17 protein-coding genes are annotated in these 17310 nt (G+C 70.9%); 1 reads left to right on the forward strand and 16 read right to left on the reverse strand.

From position 1 onward, the window contains the following. Nucleotides 1-19: 19 nt before the first annotated feature. The 8 genes from IS481_RS10310 to IS481_RS10345 form a co-directional block, all read right to left on the reverse strand. Nucleotides 20-670 carry an outer membrane beta-barrel domain-containing protein gene (locus IS481_RS10310; protein WP_104356841.1) on the reverse strand — a complete coding sequence of 217 codons (651 nt, stop codon included), beginning with the start codon at nt 668-670 and terminating at the stop codon, nt 20-22. A 17-nt stretch (nt 671-687) separates the two neighbouring features. Further along, complete coding sequence (locus IS481_RS10315) at nt 688-1476, reverse strand: outer membrane beta-barrel protein (RefSeq protein WP_232529233.1); 789 nt, start codon at nt 1474-1476, stop codon at nt 688-690. A gap of 8 nt (nt 1477-1484) precedes the next feature. Continuing rightward, nucleotides 1485-2099: a hypothetical protein gene (locus IS481_RS10320; protein ID WP_104356842.1), complete on the reverse strand. Its 615-nt coding sequence runs from the start codon at nt 2097-2099 to the stop codon at nt 1485-1487. An 11-nt stretch (nt 2100-2110) separates the two neighbouring features. Beyond that, nucleotides 2111-5089, reverse strand: coding sequence for an HzsA-related protein (locus tag IS481_RS10325; RefSeq protein ID WP_104356843.1), 2979 nt, complete (start codon nt 5087-5089; stop codon nt 2111-2113). Between the two features lie 45 nt (nt 5090-5134). Beyond that, nucleotides 5135-6124, reverse strand: a complete 990-nt coding sequence (locus IS481_RS10330) for an FAD:protein FMN transferase (RefSeq protein WP_104356844.1) — start codon at nt 6122-6124, stop codon at nt 5135-5137. 488 nt (nt 6125-6612) lie between these two features. Further along, nucleotides 6613-6996: an HU family DNA-binding protein gene (locus IS481_RS10335; RefSeq protein ID WP_104356845.1), complete on the reverse strand. Its 384-nt coding sequence runs from the start codon at nt 6994-6996 to the stop codon at nt 6613-6615. Between the two features lie 252 nt (nt 6997-7248). Beyond that, on the reverse strand, nt 7249-8766 hold the full coding sequence (locus IS481_RS10340) for a class I adenylate-forming enzyme family protein (protein ID WP_104356846.1): 1518 nt from the start codon (nt 8764-8766) through the stop codon (nt 7249-7251). After that, nucleotides 8763-9929 (reverse strand): acetyl-CoA acetyltransferase, encoded by a 1167-nt coding sequence (locus IS481_RS10345; protein ID WP_104356847.1) that lies wholly within the window; start codon nt 9927-9929, stop codon nt 8763-8765. The genes IS481_RS10340 and IS481_RS10345 overlap by 4 nt, the downstream gene beginning before the upstream one ends. A 150-nt stretch (nt 9930-10079) precedes the next feature. Here IS481_RS10345 and IS481_RS10350 point away from each other — a divergent pair, with 150 nt between their 5' ends. Beyond that, the gene (locus tag IS481_RS10350; RefSeq protein ID WP_232529234.1) at nt 10080-10607 is read left to right on the forward strand and encodes a PAS and helix-turn-helix domain-containing protein; all 528 of its coding nucleotides are present in this window, start codon (nt 10080-10082) and stop codon (nt 10605-10607) included. 22 nt (nt 10608-10629) lie between these two features. Here IS481_RS10350 and IS481_RS10355 read toward each other — a convergent pair whose 3' ends face one another. The 8 genes from IS481_RS10355 to IS481_RS10390 form a co-directional block, all read right to left on the reverse strand. Next, the gene (locus tag IS481_RS10355; protein WP_147280038.1) at nt 10630-11475 is read right to left on the reverse strand and encodes a helix-turn-helix transcriptional regulator; all 846 of its coding nucleotides are present in this window, start codon (nt 11473-11475) and stop codon (nt 10630-10632) included. A gap of 131 nt (nt 11476-11606) precedes the next feature. Then, on the reverse strand, nt 11607-12584 hold the full coding sequence (locus tag IS481_RS10360; RefSeq protein WP_104356850.1) for a Bug family tripartite tricarboxylate transporter substrate binding protein: 978 nt from the start codon (nt 12582-12584) through the stop codon (nt 11607-11609). 72 nt (nt 12585-12656) lie between these two features. Continuing rightward, nucleotides 12657-13667, reverse strand: coding sequence for a quinone oxidoreductase family protein (locus IS481_RS10365; RefSeq protein ID WP_104356851.1), 1011 nt, complete (start codon nt 13665-13667; stop codon nt 12657-12659). Between the two features lie 33 nt (nt 13668-13700). After that, complete coding sequence (locus IS481_RS10370) at nt 13701-14282, reverse strand: NADPH-dependent FMN reductase (RefSeq protein WP_104356852.1); 582 nt, start codon at nt 14280-14282, stop codon at nt 13701-13703. A 4-nt stretch (nt 14283-14286) separates the two neighbouring features. After that, nucleotides 14287-15258: a Bug family tripartite tricarboxylate transporter substrate binding protein gene (locus IS481_RS10375; protein WP_104356853.1), complete on the reverse strand. Its 972-nt coding sequence runs from the start codon at nt 15256-15258 to the stop codon at nt 14287-14289. Between the two features lie 47 nt (nt 15259-15305). After that, nucleotides 15306-16298, reverse strand: coding sequence for a fumarylacetoacetate hydrolase family protein (locus IS481_RS10380; RefSeq protein WP_104356854.1), 993 nt, complete (start codon nt 16296-16298; stop codon nt 15306-15308). Continuing rightward, nucleotides 16295-16876 (reverse strand): VOC family protein, encoded by a 582-nt coding sequence (locus IS481_RS10385; RefSeq protein WP_104356855.1) that lies wholly within the window; start codon nt 16874-16876, stop codon nt 16295-16297. Before IS481_RS10385 ends, IS481_RS10380 begins: the two co-directional genes overlap by 4 nt. Nucleotides 16877-16909: 33 nt before the next feature. After that, nucleotides 16910-17251, reverse strand: a complete 342-nt coding sequence (locus IS481_RS10390) for an NIPSNAP family protein (RefSeq protein WP_104356856.1) — start codon at nt 17249-17251, stop codon at nt 16910-16912. Between the last annotated feature and the right edge of the window lie 59 nt (nt 17252-17310).

Genomic DNA, 17310 nt, shown 5'->3' on the forward strand with positions numbered 1-17310 from the left:
TCGTTCCTGCCTCCAGCGTTCAGAAGAAGAAGCTCAGCCCCAGCGTGAACTCGAGGTTGTGCGTGCGCTTGCGCTCGCCGAGCAGGTCGTACGAGAACATGTGGTCGCGCATGTCGACCTGCACGGCCGCCCAGTCGGCCAGGAACACGCGCCCGCCGAAGCCGACGTTGATGGTCTGGTTGCTCTGGTCGGCCAGCTTGGTGCTGCCGATGCCGGCGATCAGGTACAGCGCCGAGGCCTTGGCGCGGCGCGCGCCGAGGAACACCTCGCCGGGCAGCAGGTTGTAGCCGACCGAGACGTTGTAATAGCTCAGCGTCTCCTTCTCGTCGGTGAACACGCCGCCCGGCAGGATGCGCCGGAACGCCTCGTCGCTGACGCGCGTGCGGGCGTAGGCCGCCTCGACGAAGAAGTCCTCGGTGACGTGGTAGCCCAGCCGCACGCCGGCGACCACGCTGGAGCCGAAGCTCTCGGTCGCGTAGATGCCGGTGAACACGCCCGCCTCGAAGTCGTTGGACGGGATGCGCGGCAGGCGCACGTCGCGACGGTCGATCTCGGGCACCACCACCTGCTCGGTGGCGGGGGGCGACGGTTCCTGCTGCGCCGCCGCGCACAGCGGCATCGCCAGCGCGGCACTGGCCGACAGGGCAAGGATGGAGGGCTTGAACTGCATGGTGTGGACGGCTCGGGTCAGAAGAAGAAGGCGATGCCCAGCGTGAAGGCGCGGTATTCGGTGGAGCGCTCGTCGGACACGAAGGCGGTGTAGAGCGAGTAGTCGGCGCTCAGCATGAAGCGGTCGCTCAGGTGGTAGCGCACGCCCAGGCTCGCGTTGGCCAGGTTGGCGTTGGTGCGCCGCGCATCGACCAGGCTGGCGTTGGGCACGTTCTTGAAGCGGCCCACGCCGACGCCGAAGGTCGGCGACAAGCGCCGGTCGGCCCAGGGCTCGACCACCGCGTTGACATGCCAGAAGTCGGTGCCGGAGAACACGCCCTGCACCTGCGCCAGGGTGGCTTCCACCCCCAGCACCGGCGAGAAGCGGTAGCCGGCCCACAGCTTGAGCATGGGCTCGCCGTCGAAGCGGCCCCAGGCCCCGCCCATCTGCAGGCGCCGCTGCAGGTAGTCGTCCAGCACCACGTCGCGGAAGGTCTTGGCGTGGCCCGCTTCGGTCAGCGTGGTCTCGAGCTGGCGCCGGTGCACCCAGCCGACCTTGCCGTCGACGGTGCGCACCTGGTACCAGTCGGTGTGCCGCATCAGCACCTCGATCCATTCGTGGCGCGCCGCGACATGGAACACCGGGTAGCCGCGTCCGGCCCCGGTGTGCAGCTCGATGTACGGATCGGTGATCTGCAGGCGCTCGCGCGCCTCGTCGCCGGCCCGCGCGGGCCATGCGACGGCCAGCGCGATCGCGCACGCCAGGGTCAGGGTCCAGCGGACCGGGACCGGTGCGGGCCCTCCGCGTCGGGGTACTGCCAGGGACATCGGAAGGCTCATTCGGTGTTGCAGGCCCCGACCGCCGGGTCGGGGGGCGTGAACATGCTGTGGGCCGCGGCACTGAACTCGTCCTGCCCGGCCGGCATCGGGCGGTTGATCCAGTACTCGATGCGCTTGACGTACTCGTGCTCGGCGTCGTCGAAGATCAGCCCGCCGCCGTGCAGCACGTTGCGCACCATGGGCTTGGTCAGCAGCCGGCTCTGCAGCGGCGCGCCGGGCAGCACCTCGCCCTGGGCCGAGTAGAAGTTCTTGTACATGTCGGTCTCGCGCACCACCTCGGGCGTGTTGGCCGGGTCCGCGAGGTCGACCGGCTGGGCGTCGGGCACGACGCGGAACGCCCCGCCGGTGCCGCTGGTGTTGTCGTGGCAGCCCGCGCTCGCGCAGGTGTTGACCGACGTGACGCCGTTGTGGTGGACCGGCAGCGGCTCCAGGAAGATCGGGTTGATGCACTTCTGGAAGTACTCGTACGACAGCCGCTGCCCGCCGCCTCCGACCGGGTTGTCGACGCTGGGCGGGTTGTCGAGCGGGTTGGAGCCGCCCCCGCCGCAGCCGGCCAGCGCAAAGGCGGCGCCCGCAAGCACGGCTGCCACGGCATGTCGGTACGGCTTCATCCGGACAGGCTTCAATTGCGGCACCCCGTGGCAATCCAGTTGGCGATGGCGGCGTAGGCCGTGCCACCCGGCGGCAGCACCGCGCTGGCCTGGCCGGTGGCGCCGCTCGGGTGCGGCACGTTCGACGGGCGCGCCAGCAGCGGGTTGGCCGCGGCGTTGCAGGTGTCGTTGATCATCGTGAGCGTGACGTTGAAGTCGCCCTCGACGTCGCCGGTCAGCACGTAGCGGTTGCCGCGGAAGTTCGGGCCGGCTTCCAGCCCAGCCTGGTGGCAGGCGATGCAGCTGTTGCGCAGGATGGGGTAGACCTGCGCGCGGAAGGTCTCCAGGCTCAGGCTCGTGACGGTGCGCACGCCGCTCGACGGGTGGAACGGGTCGTTGTAGTACTGCGCGCCCAGGTCCATCCACTCGGCCAGCAGGCGCTTCTCCGCCGCGTTGAGCATCGAGGCGTGGTCAGGTGCCCCGGCCGGTGGATCCGGGTAGGCGGTGCGCGCCGCATTGCCGGCCAGCAGCTGCTGCCCCCAGAGGATCTCGGTCAGCCGGCTCTTGCGCGCGATGCCTGCGGTGTTCATTGCGCTGGAGCTGGCGTTGACCAGCGGCACCTGGCGCTCGAGCATGGGCACGCCGTCGCGGATGCGCGTCACCGGCGCACCGCTGGCATCCAGCAGCGGGTCGCCGATCAGCAGCTCGTCATACGAGACCAGCCGCCCGCTGCCGCCGAGGGTGCCGCGCAGGTCCAGCCGCGCGTTCTCGTTGTGGCAGCTCACGCAGGTGTTGCTGCCGCGGTCCCGCTCCCACAGCGGCTGGATGTGCTCGGGGTAGTTGATCACCCCGTTGACCGGCACCGGCGTCGCGAGGTCGTCCTGCGCATCGGCGTTGCCGGTGTAGCGCACCTCGATCGACGGACGCGCCGTGATGCCGGGCCGGCTGGTGTCGGCCCAGACGTCGGTGTACGAGAGATCCGCCAGCAGGTTCAGCACGTCGGGGTCGAGCCGGGTGCGCGTCGAGGCCATGGTCTCGCCCGGCTGGTGGGCGCCGGCCAGCGCCGGGCGCAGCGCCGCGGGCATGGTGTCGACCATCGCGCCGGAGTTCAGCGCCCCGCCGCGCCGCGGGCTGTGGCAGCCGTCGCAGGTGCGGCGTTCGCCGGGGCGCACCTGGATCCAGTTGGCGTGCGTCTGGAACGCCCGGCCTTGCGCATCCAGCACCGCCAGCGCGAGCGGGATGTCCGCCGGCACGAGCAGCTTGAAGGAACCGTCCGGCTCGATCGGCGCGTAGCCGAGGATCTGCTGCTGCTCGAAGTCGGTCTCGCCGATCGCCTCGCGCACCCCGGTGGCGCCGGACGGCGGCGGGATCGCCTTGGTCGCACGCACGAAGCGCGCCGGTGCGCAGTGGTAGGCCGGGTCGGCCGGATCCTTGATGCGCACCAGGTCGGCCACCTGCGCGCGCGTGTCGGTGGGCTCGGTGGGCGCGCGCAGGGCGATCGCCCGCGTGCAGCCGGGCGGCCGGTCGGCGTCGGTCAGCATCATCTCGCCCATGCGGCCGAGGCCGTCGGTGTCGTAGACGCTGCGCACCTCGATCAGCGCCAGCCCCTGTGCCGCAAGTGCCGGGTCGACGTTGGTCGGGTCGGCCGCATGCGGCTCGGGCCGCGGCTGCAGCGCGATCGGGTCGGTGTACATGTACCCGGGCGGCGGTGCGGCGACGATGCGCCAGGTCTGCTTCGCGGGGTCGAACATGTAGATGGCGTAGTTCGGCGGCACGTCGTCCTGCAGCTCGTCCGCCTGCATCTGCTCGAGCGGTCGCTCTCGATCGCTCAGGCGCTCGATCTCGGCCCGGGTCAGCGTCGAGCACGGCACCACCTCGCCCCGGCGCGTGACCTCGCAGGGGCGGTACGCCAGCAGCACGCGGTCGGTGCCGTCCCACAGCGGATATGGCGTGGTCACGCGTCCATACAGCGACAGGCCGCGTTCCTGGTTGAGCTCCTGCGCCGTGACCTGGCGCTGGCCGCCTTGCGCCGGCACGGTGTTGTTGGCCGGCGTGTTGTACTCGGAATAGTTGGCCGCATCGACGAACACCAGCGCGCCGCCCTCGTCGGTGCCCTGCAGCGGCATCAGCGTCGTCGCGAGGAAGCCGGCGTACGGGCCGCGCGGGTCCATGTCGCGCGGGTGCAGGAAGCTGTTGCCCGGGCTGTGCGCGCCGTACAGCACGAACATGTCGGTGCCGTCGGGCTTGACGCGGAAGATCGCGAAGCGGTTGCGGTCACCCAGGTGCTCCCAGCGCGAGAACAGGATGTCGCCGTTCGGCCGCACCACCGGGTTGCGGTCGTGGCTCTGGTTGAAGGTGATCTGCTGGATGTCGCTGCCGTCGGCCTTCATCGTGTGCAGGTGGAACACCCGCTCGCGCTCGTACTCGTCGAGCGCGTAGTAGCTGCGCCCCAGCGCCTGGTCGAGGCGCGACTTGGTCTGGCGGTTGGACGAGAACACGAACCCGCGCCCGGCCGGCAGGTAGACCGGGTCGACGTCGTCGTCCTGGTCCGAATGCGTGATGCGGCGCAGGCGGCCCCCGGTCAGGCCGCCTTCGCTCATGTCGTATTCCCAGATGTTCCAGCGTCCGGTGCAGGCCGGCTGGCCGTCGATGGTCGCGGTGTTGGTCCTGGGGCAGCGCAGCGAGAAGACGATCTTCTTGCCGTCGTAGGACACCTCGGGGTCGGAGACGTCGCCCTGCCCCTGCGTGATGCGACGCGTGATGTTGTGCTCGCGCGCGCTCGGCGAGGAGCGCTCGCGGACCATCAGGTCGCCGCCCGGCGCGGTGGGCGCGCCGTTGGTCGGCGCCATGCGCACCTGGCTGGAGCGCATCACGTAGGCGATCGGGACGTCGCCCTCGACCGTGACGGTATCCGTGCTGCTCCTGCTGCCGCCACCACAAGCGACCAGCGCCGCAGCAGCGGCGGTCGCGGCGGCAACGAGCGCGATGGATCGTCCTGCTGGTGTGCTCATGATCCCCCTCCTGCGCGGCCCCTCCCCGGGCCGGTGGCACGCGCGCTACACCGGCTTCGGCCTCCACAGGCCCGAAGAACAGTGCAGCCTCCCTTGCGCGTCGACCACCACGGCGTCGACGCCCTCCTGTGTCTCGATCAGTCGCAAGCCCGCGTCCACCCCGAGCACGAACACGGCCTTGGACAGCCCCTCTGCCGTCACCCCGTCGGGCGCGATGATGGTCACGCTGCGCACCGCACTCGGCGAGCGGCCGCTGCGCGGGTCGATCAGGTGGTGGTGGCGCACGCCGTCGCGCTCAAAGTAGCGCTCGTAGTCGCCCGAGGTGGAGATCGACACGTCCTGCAGCGGCAGCACCGCGACGATGCCGTCCGGGTCGCGCGGGTCGCGGATCGCGATGTGCCAGGGACGTCCGCAGCGGTCGCCCAGCACGTGGCTGTCACCACCGGCGGCGACCATCGCGTGCCGGATGCCGTGCTGCCGCAGCAGTGCGACGGCGTTGTCGACCGCATGGCCCTTGGCGATGCCGCCGAGGTCGATGCGCATGCCCTCGCGGGCAAAGCGCACCGTGCGGTGCGTGCGGTCGAGGATCAGCTGCCCGTAGCCGATCGCCGCACGGGCGCGCTCCAGCGCCTCGTCGCTCGGCATCGTGCCGCAGCGGTAGTCGAACAGGTGGCCGACCGCGGCATAGGTGATGTCGAACGCGCCGCCGGACAGCACCGAGAACGCTTGCGCCCGCTCGAGCAGGCGGAACATCTCGTCGCTGACCGGTACCGGCGCCTGCGCCGCCTCGCGGTTGATGTGCGAAAGCTCGGAGGTCTCCTTGTAGGGGCTCATCGCGCGGTCGATGCGGTGCATCTCGCGCATCACGGCCTCCATGGCCTCCTCGGCGGCAAGGCCGTCGTCGCACCACAGCTCCACGCGCACCGGCGTGCCCATGATGGCCTCCTGGCGGGCATGCCAGCGCCCGTCCAGACGGGCGCGCCGCACGTCCAGGCGACGTACGGGACGGGGTACGGCTAGGGAAGTCGGGCCCATCGACGGCACTCCGCGGTGGATACGGGTCGCCCACGGCGCAAAGTGCATGCCAGGCCCCGTGACGCCGTGCCGGCAGCCGCCGGCGCAGGGCCGTCCTGCCCTTGCGCTTCAGCGAGGACTTTCAGAGGGAAAACCGGCGCGGCGCGGGCCGGTTCGGGCACGCCTGCAGGCGTCGGCCCGCGCGTGCCCGAAGGGCAGCATTTGGATACAAAACCTCGGACAAACCCCGATCAGAGTCTGTCGGCGTGTTTTCAACTGCTAACAAAATGGACCGGCGTTGTCGGTCGCATTTGTAACTGGACCCCGAAGGCTTCAGCAAAGTGCAAACGCCGTGGAACGGGGGGAGCGGGCTCAGTACCGGAGAGGGGAAGGATCGGAGGTCCCGGCGCGGCGGCCGGGGCGCAGCGGGGCGCGGGCCCCGCTCGCCGGGCAGGCGTGCTGCGCCGGCGCATCGCCATGACGCAGCACGTGCCGCAGGCCGGCAGCGATCAGCGGGCCTTCTTGGCGGCCGACTTCTTGGCAGGAGCGGCCTTCTTCGCAGCGGGCTTCTTGGCAGCAGCGGTCTTGGCGCCGGCAGCGGCCTTGCGCGCAGCGGCCTTCGGATCGACAGCCGCCTTGAACGCGCTGCCCGGCACGAACTTCGGCACCTTGGCGGCAGGAATCTTGATCGCCTTGCCTTCGCGCGGGTTGAAGCCGGTGCGGGCGGCACGGCTGACCTGCTTGAACGTGCCGAAGCCGACCAGCTGCACGGTGTCACCCTTCTTGACGGCGCCGACGATGGTGTCGATCAGCGTGTCCAGGATGCGACCGGCAGCAGCCTTGCTCAGGTCATGGGAAGAGGCGATTTTTTCAATCAGTTCAATGCGGTTCATGCGTACAGTTGCTCATCGGTTGCAGGCGTGAAACACAGCGCGCCCGCACCTTCCGCGTCGGAAGGCGCCGCAAGTGTAGCGGCGCGCATGGATTCCGTCCGCGGCTTGCTGCACGCGACGAACGCCACGCGCACAAGGCCGGGCGGCCGGCCTGCCGCGCAGGCCTTGCGGGACGGCCTTCCGTGCGGGGCCTGCCCGCGCAGCCGCCTGGGCGTGGGGCTGGCGCGCGACGCCGGCCCCGCCACCCCGGTCTCAGGCCTGCAGCCGCTGGCGCAGTTCGGTCTTGAGCACCTTGCCGTAGCTGTTCTTCGGCAGCAGCTCGACCTGCAGGTAACGCTTGGGCCGCTTGAAGCGCGCCAGGTTCTCCAGGCACAGGCGGTCCAGCGCCGCCTCGTCGAGCACGGCCCCGGGGCGCAACACGACGAAGGCCGCGACCACCTCGCCCCACTCCTCGTCCGGCGCACCGACCACCGAGACCTCGGCCACGTCCGGGTGCAGCAGCAGGACTTCCTCGACCTCGCGCGGGTAGATGTTGGAGCCGCCGGAGATGATCAGGTCCTTGGAGCGGTCCTTCAGCGTCAGGAAGCCGTCCTCGTCCAGCGCACCGGTGTCGCCGGTGCAGAGCCAGCCGTCGCGCAGTGTCGAGCGCGTCGCCTCGGGGTTGCGCCAGTAGCCGGGCATCACCGGCGTGCCGCGCACCACCACCTCGCCGATCTCGCCCGCCGGCAGCGCATGGCCCTGCGCGTCGACGACCCGCACCTCGACCAGCGAGTGCGGGCGCCCCACCGACGCCAGGCGCTCGGTCCAGCGCGGATGGCCGCGGTCCCATAGTTCGGCGCGCGACAGCGTGGTGATCGTCATCGGGCACTCGCCCTGCCCGTAGATCTGGACGAAGCGTGGCCCGAACAGCTCCAGCGCGTGCCGGATGTGCTCGACGTACATCGGCCCGCCGCCATAGACGATGGTCTTGAACCCGGACGGGTCGGCGCCGGTGGCCTCGACATGCTCGACCAGGCGCTTGACCATCGTCGGCGCGGCGAACAGGCTCAGGCGCCCGACCCGGGCGGCCAGCTGCGCGAGCTCGGCCGGGTCGAAGCCGCCCGAGGCCGGCACCAGGTGCCGCGCCCCCTTGAGCATGTGCACGTAGTTGTACAGGCCGGCGCCGTGCGACATCGGCGCCGCATACACCATCACGTCCTGCGGATCCACGGCGTCGACGTCGGCGAGGTAGCAGACCGTCATCGCCTGCAGGTTGGCGTGCGTCTGCATGACGCCCTTGGGCCGACCGGTGGTGCCGGAGGTGTAGAACAGCGACGCCACGTCGTCGGGCGCACGCCCGACCAGCGACACGCCGGGATGTTCCAGCGCGCGCCCGTAGTCGGCGCTGCCCATCACCAGCACATGGGCCGGCGCCTGCCCCAGGCCGGCCACGGTCGCGGCCAGGTCGGGCGAGACCAGCAGCACCCGGGGTTCGCAGTTGCCGAGGATGTACTCCAGCTCCTTGACGTGCAGCTTGTAGTTGATCGGCACCGAGATCGCGCCGATCCACAGGATCGCGTGCAGGGCTTCGAGGTACTCGAGGCAGTTGGACGCGTAGATGGCCACGCGCTCGCCCGGCGCCACGCCGAGCCGCTGCTGCAGGTGCCCGGCCAGCGCGGCGGTGCGCTGCGCCAGCTGGGCGTAGGTCAGCCGCAGCTCCTCGCCGACGAAGACCGCGGGTGCCTCGCCGTGGGCCCGCGCCGTGCGTTCCAGGTAGGACGCCAGGTTCATCGGACGCGCTCCAGGATGCTCACGTAGTTGGCGACGGCCGCCCCGCCCATGTTGAAGACGCCGGCCAGCCGCGGCGACGGCAACTGCATGTCGCCGGCCTCGCCGCACAGCTGCATCGCCGAGATCGCGTGCATCGAGACCCCGGTGGCACCGACCGGGTGCCCCTTGGCCTTGAGCCCGCCGGAGACATTGACCGGCAGCCGGCCGTCGCGCATCACGGTGCCGTCCTCGAGCACGCGCGCGCCCTGCCCGGCCGGCGCGAGGCCCATCGCCTCGTAGGACAGCAGCTCGGCGATCGTGAAGCAGTCGTGCACCTCGGCGAACGAAAGGTCGTCGACCGTGCAGCCGGCCGCCTGCAGCGCCTGCTGCCAGGCGCGGCGCGGCCCCTCGAACCCGGCCACGTCGCGACCGGCCAGCGGCAGCACGTCGTTGACCTGTGCCCGCGCCCGCAGCGCCACCGCCCGCGGGAAGCCCTGCGCGACGTCCTCGCGGGCGATCACGACCGCGGCCGCGCCGTCGGAGACCAGCGAGCAGTCGGTCTTGCGCAGCGGCGCCGCGATCATCGGGTTCTTCTCCGAGACGGTGTTGCAGAACTCGAAGCCGAGGTCGCGCCGCATCTGCGCGTAGGGGTTGAGCACGCCGTTGGCGTGGTTCTTCGCGGCGATGCGCGCCAGCGTCGCCGAGTGGTCGCCGTGGCGCTCGAAGTAGGTGCGCGCGACCTGCGCGAAGATGCCGGGGAAGCCCCCCGGCGGGTTGCCGGCTTCGCCCGAGTAGGCGCACTGGCCGAGGATGCGCGTGACTTCCGCCCCGCTCACCGCGGTCATCTTCTCGGCGCCGACGACCAGCGCCAGCCGCGCGCGCCCCGACTCGACCGCATCGCACGCGGCATAGAGCGCCGCCGACCCCGAGGCGCAGGCGTTCTCCAGGCGTGTCGCCGGCTTCCAGCGCAGGCCGGCATCGGCCTGCAGGGCCAGCGACGCGGCGAAGATGTCCGGCGTGAAGCCGCCGTTGAGGTTGCCCAGCCAGACGCCGTCGATGTCCGCGCCGGCCACGCCCGCGTGTTGCAGGGCCTGAGCCGCGGCCTGCGCGATCAAGTCTTCCAGGCGCAGGGCATCCAGGCGCCCGAACGGCAGGTGACCCCATCCGATGATCGAAGCTCTCATGTCGAACTCCCGAGTGGCATGACGTGCCGCCATGTTGGCAACGGACGGACGCGCGCGACAGTGTCATGAATACACTAGTGGTTTCCCGAGCCCCGCCCCGCCAGGATGAATCCGGACGCGCTGACGCCGCAATCCCGCCACGACCTCCTGATGGCCTTCGACCTCGCGCCGGTCGGGCTGCTGGTCTCGCGCAACCGCATCATCCAGTCGTACAACCAGGCGTTCGCGCGCATGTTCGGGTTCGAAGCCGAGGCGCTGGCCGGGCAGTCGCTGGCCTGCCTGTACCCCTCGGCCGAGGAGTTCGAGCACATCGGCGACCGCGCGCTCGAGGCGATGCGCAACACGCTGGTCTATGCCGACCAGCGCATCATGAAGCGCCGCAACGGCGAGCTGTTCTGGTGCCGCGTGATCGGCCAGGCGCTGGACAAGCTCGACCCGTTCGGCGCCTCGGTGTGGGTGTTCGAGGACATCTCGGAGGAGCGCCCGGTGACCGCGGCGCTGACGACGCGCGAACGCGAGATCGCGCAGCTGCTCGCGCAGGGCAAGAGCAGCAAGGAGACCGGTCGCCTGCTCGGCATCTCCTACCGCACGGTGGAAGCGCACAAGGCGCGCCTGATGCGCAAGTTCAACGTCGGCTCGTCGATCGAGCTGATGGCGAAGCTGGTGGGGCTGGAATGAGGCGCGCGGCGGCGCGACAGGCTCAGCAGTAGCCGAGGTAGCGCAGCAGCAGCTCCTGCTTGCTGGACACGCCCAGGCGGGCGTAGGCGCGCTTGCGGTAGGTCTCCACCGTCTCGGTGCCCACGCCCAGCTCGGCCGCGATGGCCGAGATCGCGCGGCCGCAGATCAGCCGCGCACACACCTGCGCTTCGCGGGCGGTCAGTCGCACCGATTCGCCGTGCTGCAGGGCCTGCTGGATCTCCGCCAGCCGGTCCTCGCTCACCGGGTTGTAGGCGTTGCGCTGCGAGGCGATCTGGCGGTGCTTGGCGACGATCGAGATCAGCGTGTCGGCCACGCTGCCCAAGGCGTCGAGCTGGTCGTCCGAGAACGGCCCGCGGTCCTCGCCGCGCACCACGCTCAGGCCCAGCGTCGCCTCGGCGCTCGGCTGGCACAGCACCACGCGCTCGCGGATGTGGTCCTGCCCGTACAGCGACTCGCGGATCAAGGAATCCGGAACGCGGCGCGGGTCCATCACCACCATCACCGGGCGGTCCGGCTGGCCGTGCCGCCGCACCACCGTCAGCGCCGGGTCGCGCCGCCAGTACTTGGGGTCGGAGTACTGGTGCAGGCGGCGCCGCGCATGGTCGGCGCCGTTCCAGCTCGCCGCGCCCACCTCCTGCATGCGGCCGTCGCGCAGCTCCCAGGCGATGCAGTGCTCGCCGCCGGCGACATGCTCCAGGTAGTCGATCAGCCGCGGCCAGAAGCTCACGCTGCCGATGCCGTCGACCACCGCCGGCAGCCCGGCATGCGCCGACGGCCGGTTCGCGGCCACTGCGGTGAAGACGGTCAGCGGCTCCATCGGACGGCGAACGGCGGACGTGACGGACATGGCGATCTCGGGCATTCGGTGCTTTCTGAAGATGTGAAGCATGATCCGGCGCGCTGCCCGGCAAGATCGGGACAAACCATGACCGCCGCGTCGGCGCGACGGTCAGGGCGTCCCCGCGGCCCCCGGGGCCGTCACAGGTCCAGGCGGATGCCCAGTTCCCTGATCAGCGGGTGCCAGCGCGCGATCTCCTGCTGCAGGATCGCGGCGAACTCGACCGGCGTGGTCGTCAGCGTCTGCAGGCCGCGCTCGGCGAAGTGCTTCGAGACCTCCGGCGTGGCGGCCACCGTGCGCACCTCCTGGCTGAGGCGCTCGACGATGTCGGCCGGCGTGCCGCGCGGCGCCAGCATGCCCACCCAGGGCAGCACCTCGACGCCCTCGATGCCCAGCTCGGCCGCGGTCGGCACGTCGGGCAGCTGCGTCATGCGCCTGGAGTCCAGCACCGCCAGCGCCTTGAGCTTGCCCGCGGCGATCTGCGGCAGCGCCGGGATGGTGTCGATCGGCGCGACCTCGACGTGGCCGGCCATGACGTCCTGCATCGCCGGCGCGGCCCCCTTGTAGGGCACCGGCGTGGCCTTCAGCCCGGTGCGGCGCTTGAGCAGCTCCATGCCCAGGTGGTGGTAGGTGCCCAGGCCCGGTGACGCGTAGGAAATGCCCTCGGGCGAGCGCCTGGCATGGTCCAGCAGGCCCTTGAGGTCCGACACCGGGAAGTCCGGGTGCGCGACGATCAGGATCGGGTGGCGCATCACCAGCGAGATCGGCGCGAAGTCCTTGACCGGGTCGTACGGCAGCTTGGAGTACAGCGCCCCGTTCAGCGCCAGCGAGCCGCCGTCGGTGCCCAGCAGGTTGTAGCCGTCCGGACGCGACTTGGCGACGTACGAGCAGGCGATCGACGCCGAGGCACCCGGGCGGTTGTCGACCACCATGGTCTGCCCCAGGCGCTGGCCCATGCCCTGCGCCAGGCTGCGCACGATGAAGTCGACGCCGCCGCCGGCGGCGAACCCCACGGTCACGGTGATGGTCTTGTCGGGGTATTCCTGCCCTTGCGCCCAGGCGGGCAGGCAGGCAGCAGCGCTGGCGGCCAGGGCGAACTGGCGTCGGGTGATGGACATGTCGTCTCCTCTTGTGGGTCCTGGATTGTGGGAGGGAAGCGCCGGGACCGCTGCCCGGCGCGGTTCAGGGGTTCAGGGGATCAGCACGATGGCGCCGGCATGCGCGCCGCCCTGCGCGGCGCGGTGCGCGTCGGCGGCGCGCTCCAGCGGGTAGGTGGCACCGACCTCGACATGCAGCACGCCCTGCAGCACCAGGTCGAACAGCTCCTGGCAGTAGCGCTCGCGGTCCGCGCGGGTGCGCGTCAGCCAGCCGAAGCCGGGACGGTGCAGCGCGAAGCAGCCCTTCTGCGCCAGCAGCATCACGTTCAGCGGAGGCACCGGGCCGGAGGCGTTGCCGTAGTTCACCATCACGCCGAACGGTCGCAGGCAGTCCAGCGACGGCAGGAAGGTGTCCTTGCCGACGCCGTCGAGCACCGCCGCGACGCCGTCCGGGTACAGCTCGCGCACCGCCGGCACGAAATCGCGCTCGCGGTACAGGATCACGTGCGCGCAGCCGTGCCGCTTCGCCACCTCGGCCTTGGCCGCGCTGCCCACCGTGCCGATCACGGTGGCGCCCAGGTGCGCGTACCACTGCGCCAGCAGGCCGCCGACGCCGCTGGCCGCGGCATGGACCAGCACCGGGTCGCCCGGCTGCGGCGTGAAGCAACGGTGCACGATCACCGAGGCCGTGAGCCCCTTGCAGAACAGGCCCGCGGCCTGCTCGTTGCTGATGCCGTCGGGCACCTTGACCAGGTAGTCGGCCGGGACGTTGCGGTGCCGCGCATACGCGCCAGTGTTCTCGAAGAACATGCCACCGACGCCGGCGTAGGCCACGCGCTCGCCGACCGAGAACCCGGTCACCTCCGGGCCGACCGCCTCGATCACGCCGACCGCCTCGTTGCCCAGCACGATCGGGAATCGCGGACCCGATCCGAGGTAGAAGCCGCCTTCGCGCAGGTTGATGTCGGAGAAGTTCTGCGCGATCGCCAGGTGGCGCAGGCGCACCTCCTTCGGCCCGGGCGCGGCCAGCGGGATCTCGCGCCATTCGAGCACTTCGGGGCCGCCGTGGCGTTCGATCACGATGGCGTGCGTGGTGGAAAGCATCGATAACACCTTTCTGCGTTGTGGGATGGAACCTCAGGCGGCCGCGCCGGCCGGCGTGCCCGTGCACGGCTCGAGCAGCGCGTCGACCCAGCGCGACAGCGCCGCGAGCGCATCGGCATCGGTCAGGCGCCCGGCCTCGAAGAGGCGCTGCGCGTCCGAGAGAAAGACCTCCGGCTTGCACATCACCTGCGCCTCCATGCATTGCAGGACCTGGCGCAGGTGGTACTGGGCCCGCGCCGAACCCAGCTTGCCGGTGGCCGCCCCCAACACGGCGACCCGCTTGTGGCGCAGCGGCTGGCGGGGCAGCCGCGACACCCAGTCGAGCGCGTTCTTCAGTCCGCCGGGAATGGAGAAGTTGTATTCGGGCGTGGCGATGATCACCGCGTCGGCGCGTTCCAGCGCTTCGGCCAGCGCGAGCACGGGCGCGGGAAACGACGCGGCGGTGCGCTCGTCCTCGTTGTAGACCGGGATGCCGGCGATGCCGGCCAGCTCGAACCGCGCCCGCTCGCCCAGCAGCGCCGCGCAGGCACGCAGCGCGGCGGTGTTGTACGAGTCCTGGCGCAGGCTGCCCGAGAGGCCGACGATCAGCGGCACGTCGCTGGACAGGCGGGCCATCGCGTCAGTCCATCTTGATCTTGGCCGCGTCGGCCACCGCCTTCCAGCGGTCGATGTCGCCGAGGATGTAGCGCTTCATGTCGGCCGCGCCCATGTCGTGCGGCTCGCTGCCGTACGAGCGCACCTGCGCCGCGTATGCCTCGGACGCCACCACCTCGCGCACCTCGCGCTCGAGCCGCTCGCGGATCGCTGCAGGCGTGCCCGCCGGCACGGCCAGCCCCGTCCACGAGGTGACGTCGAACCCTCGGATGGTCTCGGCCACCGCCGGGACGTCCGGCAGCGTCGGCCAGCGCTGCGCCGAAGACACCGCCAGCGCGCGCAGCTGCCCGCCCTTGATCTGCCCCATCAGCGCGGTCAGGCTGTCGACCACGGCATCCAGGCGTCCGCCCAGCAGGTCCGTGATCTGTCCCGCGGAACCCGGGTACGGCACGTTGGCCCACTGGATGCCGGCGGCCGAGGCGAACATCTCGCCGGTCAGGTGCTGCGTGGTGCCCACCATGGCGCCGAAGGTCAGCTGCCCCGGCGCCTTGCGCGCCGCCTCGATCAAGTCGGCCAGGGTGCGGTAGGGACCGTCGGCGCGCACCGCGATGACCACCGGGAAGCTCGACAGCATCGCGATCGGCTCGAAGTCGGTGCGCAGGTTGTACGGCAGCTTGCTGCTGATCGCGGTCTGGCTCACGATGCCCGCGTTCAGCATCGCCAGCGTGTAGCCGTCCGGCGCGGAGCGGGCGACGGCCACCATCGCCAGGCTCTGCCCGGCCCCGGAACGGGGCTCCACGACGATGCTCTGGCCCAGGCGCCCGGCCAGCTGCTGGCCCGCGCTGCGCGCGATCAGGTCCGAGTTGCTCCCCGGTCCGCCGCCATGGATGATGCGCAGCGGCTTGTCGGGCCAGTCCGCGGCCCCGGCCGTGCCGCCGGTGGCCAGCAGCAGCGCGGCTGCCGCATGCATGAAGGTGCGCCTGTTCAGCCTGGTCATCGTCTGTCTCCTCTCGTTGTCGTTCAGGTGCCGGCGGGTCGTGCCGGCTAGCCGGTGCGGCGTTGCAGCCGCTGCCGGATCGCGCCGAAGACCGAACGGCCCTCGGCGTCGAACATCTCCAGGTGCACCTCGTCGCCGAAGCGCAGCAGCTCGGTCCTGGGCGCGCCTTCGGTGATCTGCTCGCGCGCACGCTGCTCGGCGATGCAGCCGCTGCCATGGCGACGGTCCTTGTTGGCCAGCGTCCCCGCCGCGAACAGGCTGCCCGCCACGATGTGGCGCGTCCGCGCGGCGTAGGCGACCAGCTGGGCGTAGTCGAAGATCACGTCCTGGCCCGGGTCGAGGTCGCCGAGCCACTGGCCGCGCACGTGGATGCGGTAGCTGCCGCCGGTGAACATGCGGCCGTTCCACAGCGGCCCCAGCTCGTCGGGCGTGACGACGAACGGCCCCATCGCGCTTTCCGGCTTGCTCTGCAGGAAGCCGAAGCCGCGCGCCAGCTCCGGCGCGACCAGGTGGCGCAACGAGACGTCGTTGATCAGGCCCAGCAGGCGGATCTTCCCCGCCGCCTCGTCGGCCGTCGTGCCTGGCGCCACGTCGCTGACGATCGCGACGATCTCGGCCTCGAGGTCCACGCCCAGCGACGCGTCGTCGTCCACGACGATCGGCGCGTCGGGCGCCATCATCGGGGCGGCGACCGACTGGTACATCAGCGGCCGCTCGTGGAAGTCCGCCGGCAGCGTCGCGCCGCGCGCCTGCCGGATCACCGAGATGTGCTCGGGGTAGGCAGCCGTGTCGTAGAACGCGAACGGCCGTGGCAGCGGCGCCACCAGCTTCACCCGGGCCAGGTCGAACGCCTGCGCGACGCGGCCGGCGTTCAGCGCGTCCGACAGCGCCTGCAGGTCGCCGGCGCAGGCGTCCCAGTCGTCCAGCGCCGCCTGCAGGGTCGGCACCACGTCCTTCGCGCTCACCGCGCGCCGGCGCTCGCGGTCGACCACCAGCAGTTCGCCGTCGCGCGATCCGTTGTCCAGCGTCGCGAGGATCATGCCGACACCTCCTTGTTCGCCGCCTGGTCACGCTGGTAGCCGCTGCGGCTGCCGAACAGCAGGTGGCGCTGCGACCAGTCGTGGGTCTTCTCCCACAGCGCGAGCACCTGAGGCGCCTCGTCCTCGAAGGACTTCAGGCGCACCGGGTCGTGGCAGGTGCGCGCGGTCAGCTCCAGGCGGTGGCCGGAGGGGTCGAAGAAGTAGATCGACTCGATGAAGTCGTCGTGGTTGGTCGGGCCGATCACCTTCAGCCCCTTGGCCTCCAGGTCGGCCTTGGCCTGGAGCAGCACCTCGACGCTCTCCACCTCGAACGCGAAGTGCTGCACCCAGTCGGGCGTGCCCGGGTCGCGGCCCGACGGCTCGCCGGGATCCTGCGGGCACTCGAAGAAGGCAATGCTCGAGCCATCTTCCATCTCGAAGAAGATGTGCACGTGCGGCGAATACTTGCCGGTGGACGGCACGTGGTCCTCGCCCATCGCGTGCGAGAACTTCAGCCCGAGCACCTCGGTGTAGAACTTGACCGTCTCGGCCGCATCCCGGCAACGGTACGCCGCATGGTGCAGCTTCTTGCAAAGCATGGTTGTCTCCTTGAATGGTCGGTATCGAAGGGATCAGGACGCTTCGTCCGGCATGGGGTCCCACACCGGCGTGAAGAACGGGGCGGGCACCAGGATCTGCGAGGTCTGGCTGACCAGCAACGGCAGCATCCGGCTGACGTAGGCGCGGAACTCGGGGTCGGCCTGCAGCCGTGCCCGGCGCTCCTGGCGTTCGTCGAGATCCTTGAACGCCCACATGTGGACGACCTGGTTCAGGCCGCCGATCTCGCTCGAGTAGTAGCCGACCAGGCGGCCCAGGATGCGCTTCTGCGGCGCCAGCCCCATGGACTCGTACAGCGCCAGGTACTCCCGGACCTTGCCGGGTTGCAGGACGTAGGTCCGTTGCTCGACGAACATCTGTCTGGATCCTCTCGTGCGTTGCGGGTCGTGCCCAATTTAGGAAGATGGCCGGGGGC

The organism is Caldimonas thermodepolymerans (genome assembly GCF_015476235.1).
Lineage (GTDB): Bacteria > Pseudomonadota > Gammaproteobacteria > Burkholderiales > Burkholderiaceae_C > Caldimonas > Caldimonas thermodepolymerans.

Coding starts and splice junctions, on each gene's coding strand:
- IS481_RS10370 (WP_104356852.1), bottom strand. CDS start 14,282: ATGGCCCGCCTGTCCAGCGACGTGCCGCTGATCGTCGGCCTCTCGGGC.
- IS481_RS10315 (WP_232529233.1), bottom strand. CDS start 1,476: ATGTCCCTGGCAGTACCCCGACGCGGAGGGCCCGCACCGGTCCCGGTC.
- IS481_RS10375 (WP_104356853.1), bottom strand. CDS start 15,258: ATGACCAGGCTGAACAGGCGCACCTTCATGCATGCGGCAGCCGCGCTG.
- IS481_RS10385 (WP_104356855.1), bottom strand. CDS start 16,876: ATGCTTTGCAAGAAGCTGCACCATGCGGCGTACCGTTGCCGGGATGCG.
- IS481_RS10380 (WP_104356854.1), bottom strand. CDS start 16,298: ATGATCCTCGCGACGCTGGACAACGGATCGCGCGACGGCGAACTGCTG.
- IS481_RS10390 (WP_104356856.1), bottom strand. CDS start 17,251: ATGTTCGTCGAGCAACGGACCTACGTCCTGCAACCCGGCAAGGTCCGG.
- IS481_RS10330 (WP_104356844.1), bottom strand. CDS start 6,124: ATGGGCCCGACTTCCCTAGCCGTACCCCGTCCCGTACGTCGCCTGGAC.
- IS481_RS10340 (WP_104356846.1), bottom strand. CDS start 8,766: ATGAACCTGGCGTCCTACCTGGAACGCACGGCGCGGGCCCACGGCGAG.
- IS481_RS10335 (WP_104356845.1), bottom strand. CDS start 6,996: ATGAACCGCATTGAACTGATTGAAAAAATCGCCTCTTCCCATGACCTG.
- IS481_RS10345 (WP_104356847.1), bottom strand. CDS start 9,929: ATGAGAGCTTCGATCATCGGATGGGGTCACCTGCCGTTCGGGCGCCTG.
- IS481_RS10325 (WP_104356843.1), bottom strand. CDS start 5,089: ATGAGCACACCAGCAGGACGATCCATCGCGCTCGTTGCCGCCGCGACC.
- IS481_RS10310 (WP_104356841.1), bottom strand. CDS start 670: ATGCAGTTCAAGCCCTCCATCCTTGCCCTGTCGGCCAGTGCCGCGCTG.
- IS481_RS10360 (WP_104356850.1), bottom strand. CDS start 12,584: ATGTCCATCACCCGACGCCAGTTCGCCCTGGCCGCCAGCGCTGCTGCC.
- IS481_RS10350 (WP_232529234.1), top strand. CDS start 10,080: ATGGCCTTCGACCTCGCGCCGGTCGGGCTGCTGGTCTCGCGCAACCGC.
- IS481_RS10355 (WP_147280038.1), bottom strand. CDS start 11,475: ATGTCCGTCACGTCCGCCGTTCGCCGTCCGATGGAGCCGCTGACCGTC.
- IS481_RS10320 (WP_104356842.1), bottom strand. CDS start 2,099: ATGAAGCCGTACCGACATGCCGTGGCAGCCGTGCTTGCGGGCGCCGCC.
- IS481_RS10365 (WP_104356851.1), bottom strand. CDS start 13,667: ATGCTTTCCACCACGCACGCCATCGTGATCGAACGCCACGGCGGCCCC.